This window comes from Amycolatopsis sp. NPDC051071 (assembly GCF_040682875.1).
In the GTDB taxonomy this organism is placed as follows: Bacteria; Actinomycetota; Actinomycetes; order Mycobacteriales; family Pseudonocardiaceae; genus Amycolatopsis.
In genome coordinates this window covers 1-3,072 of the sequence record NZ_JBFBBY010000309.1, presented here as the reverse complement: position 1 = coordinate 3,072, position 3,072 = coordinate 1, and the positions used below count along the sequence as shown (strand labels likewise).

The window sequence follows — 3,072 nt, the reverse complement described above, 5'->3', positions numbered from 1 at the left end:
GAAACCCGCATGACTGCCGCTGCCGAGCAGCGCACTCCCACCACCGCGCCCATGAGCCAGGAAGAGACCATCGAGTCCCTTGACAAATTTCGTCCTATGGGGACCCCTCATGACACGCTGCTGCTCAGCGCCGCGCGAGGACCCGCTTGGCCAGCCAGCCGGCGTAGACGGCCAGCCCGGCGGCCCCCGCCTTACGCGTGGGACCGGCCGCGATCGCGAGGCCGATGGCGAGTTCGGTGGCACCGTTGCGATAAGTCCACCGGCGGGTGTCGCCGGAGAAGGCCATCCGTGTCACGGGCTCGAAGGCCGACGGGGCGGCGAAGTGGGCGAGACCGGTCGCGGCGATGGTGAGGCCGAGTACCTGGCCGGTACGTGCGGACATGGGTTCCTTTCGTGCTTCTTCTCAGCCGAGGACGCCGGCGCGGCGCCATAGCCTCCGGCTCGGTCCCTTGATGAGCCCGATTTCGGTGAAGTGCTCGACGGCTTTGGCCGCCCACTGTGCCTTCGTCCGGCGCCAGTGGGGGTTGGTCTTGGCGACCTGACGGGCTTCGCGGGGATCGAGCCCGACGGATGTGTACGCCTTGGGGTGCAGCAGTTCCGACGTCGCGACGAACGCCATCGCGGCGATCGCCCAGCGGATCAGCTCGCGCCCGACGCGCCCGTGCCGGGCCCAGGCCCGCTCCAGTTCGTCCTTGGCGAAGCTGATGTGGCGCGCCTCTTCCAGGACGTGGATTCGGGAGATCATCCGGATCATCGGCTGCAGGCTGGAGTCACGCATCATCTCGCGCTGCATCCCGTCGGCGAGTTCCTCGACGTAGATCGCCCCGGCGAACAGCAACGCCGGACCGCAGACCGCGCCGAACACCTTGCCCGCCCGGTGCGCCGAGCGGCTCGGCCGACGGACGACACCGCCGGTTTTCGCGATCGAGCGGGCGAACATGGTGCTGTGACGGCATTCGTCGGCGATCTCGGTGAGCGCGTACTGGGCGTTGTGCGTCGTCGGGTCGCTGTTGTAGACGTGGCGCACCAGGCCCTGCATGAGGATCAGCTCGAACCAGATCCCCGACGCAGCCGCTGCCGCCGCCTCCTGACGGCTCAGCTCGCCGCGCTGCTCCTCGTCGAGGCGGTCCCACAGCTCGGTCCCGTACAGGGAACACCGCTCCGGTGCCTTGCCGTAGGCGCCGTCGATCAGCGGTGCCTGCCAGTCGACGTCGATGTCCGGGTCGTAAGAGTGCCGTGCGGACGAGCGCTGCAGGCGCTCGGCCACCCGTTCGCTTTCGGTGTTCGCGGTCAAGAAGACCTCCTCGAGTCGGGTTCGGGCAGCGGTCCGCCGCCGTCAGGGATGACCTGGCCGGAATCGCGGTAGGCGACGGCGTCGTGGAAGCCGTCGCGTTCGGCGAACTCGCGGAACCAGCGCCCTTCCGGCGTGTGCCGGGTGATGCCGTCGAAGAACGTCGCGAGTGTCTGGGTGCCGGAGAGGCCCATGTTGTCGTAGGCCTGGTTGACCATCAGCTTCTGCATCACCAGCTGGTTCGTCGGCATCCCGGCCATCCGGTCGGCCAGTTCCTCGACGGCGGCGTCGAGCAGGCCGGGTTCCACCGCTTCGAGCGCGAGCCCCCACTCCGCCGCGGTGGTGCCGTCGATGGTGTCGCCGGTGAGCAGCATCCGCTTCGCGCGCTGGGCGCCGACGCGATAGACCCACATCGCGGTCGTCGGGCAGCCCCACACTCGCGCGGGCGGGTAGCCGATACGCGCGTCGGAAGCCATGATCAGCACGTCGCACGAGAGCGCGATGTCACTGCCGCCCGCGACAGCGTGCCCTTGTACCTTGCAGATCGTGGGTTTCAGCGACCGCCAGAGACTGAAGAAGTCGTCGGTGTTGCGCTTCATCACCCGGTAGTCCTTGACCGGATCCCAGGCCGGTCCCTGGTTCCAGCGGCCTTCCGCGTCCTGCTCGGCGAACTGCTTGAGGTCGTATCCGGCGCAGAACGACCGGCCCTCGCCCTGTACCACGATCACCCGGACGTCGTCGTCCTCGTTCGCCCGCTCCACGGCCTGCCGGATCTCGCCGGGCATGACGTCGTTGATCGCGTTGAGCCGCTCGGGGCGGTTCAGCGTCAGGTAGGCCTTCCGGTCTTCGACGCGATAGGTGAGCGTCTCAAGCGCCATCGGAACCTCCCAGCGCACGAAGGGTGAACGTGACCAGCGTGGGAATCGTGTCCGGGCCGCCGTCCCCGGCCAGCGGACCGACCAGCATCTCCGCGCCCGCGCCCACCAGTGCCGCGGCGGTAGCCTCCGCGTCCTGGGGCGGGAGCAGCCCCCTGGCGACGCCGTCGGCGATCGTCCTGGCGAAGACGTCGCGGAACGCGCGGCGGAACACCAGCCGCTCGGCCTCCACCACGGCGTCGACCGGCTCGGCCAGCAACGCGTACGCCAGCCGAGGCGCCTTCAACGCCCGGCCGGCGAACGTCTCGATCACCGCGACCACCCGCTCGCGGACGTCACCGTGCGCCGCGGCCGCCTCGACGGCCGTGACCTCCCGGGAGACCACCTCGCGGAAGACCTCGACGACCAGATCGGCCTTGGCCGGGAACTGCCGGTAGACGCTGCCGGTGCCCACACCGGCCCGCGCCGCGACCGCGGCCATGGAACAGCCCGCGTAGCCGACTTCGGCCAGCAACGCGATGGCGGCGGTGAGGATCTCGCCTCGCTGAAGGTCCAGCCTTGCCTGCGTCTTCGGAGTACGTCGGTAGGGCACGTCAAAGAGTGAAGCACGGATTCCGCGCTTCAGCAACGTCCCGCCCCCCGCCTTCCCGCGCCGCAAGTACATGAGGGGTCCTTCCCGGACCACCACCACCGCGCGAAACGCAACTAGAGGACTAAACGCGACCCGCCCTATCCCGACTTACCGCTCACGACCAACCCGACCCCGCCTACCCGGCGCCCTTCCCTGCCGCAAGGCCCCCTTCAGGGCGCCTAAGTACATAAAGGGGTCCTTCACGTACTCGGGGTACCCGCGTGAAGGACCCCTTCCCTCGGCTCAGTCGAGGGTGGGGGTCGTTGAGGCGCGGC

4 protein-coding genes are annotated in these 3,072 nt (G+C 69.2%); all 4 read right to left on the bottom strand.

All coding sequences use genetic code 11. The annotated features are described in order from the left end of the window. Positions 1-124: 124 nt before the first annotated feature. From AB0M65_RS40610 to AB0M65_RS40595, 4 genes are read right to left on the bottom strand one after another with little or no spacing between them, the layout of a single operon-like run. Positions 125-382 carry a hypothetical protein gene (locus AB0M65_RS40610; RefSeq protein WP_364040931.1) on the bottom strand — a complete coding sequence of 86 codons (258 nt, stop codon included), beginning with the start codon at positions 380-382 and terminating at the stop codon, positions 125-127. A 21-nt stretch (positions 383-403) separates the two neighbouring features. After that, positions 404-1,294, bottom strand: a complete 891-nt coding sequence (locus AB0M65_RS40605) for a diiron oxygenase (protein ID WP_364040928.1) — start codon at positions 1,292-1,294, stop codon at positions 404-406. Then, entirely contained in the window at positions 1,291-2,169 is an 879-nt protein-coding gene (locus AB0M65_RS40600) for a crotonase/enoyl-CoA hydratase family protein (protein WP_364040925.1), read from the bottom strand. Before AB0M65_RS40600 ends, AB0M65_RS40605 begins: the two co-directional genes overlap by 4 nt. After that, entirely contained in the window at positions 2,159-2,758 is a 600-nt protein-coding gene (locus tag AB0M65_RS40595) for a TetR/AcrR family transcriptional regulator (protein ID WP_364040922.1), read from the bottom strand. The genes AB0M65_RS40600 and AB0M65_RS40595 overlap by 11 nt, the downstream gene beginning before the upstream one ends. Positions 2,759-3,072: the final 314 nt, after the last annotated feature.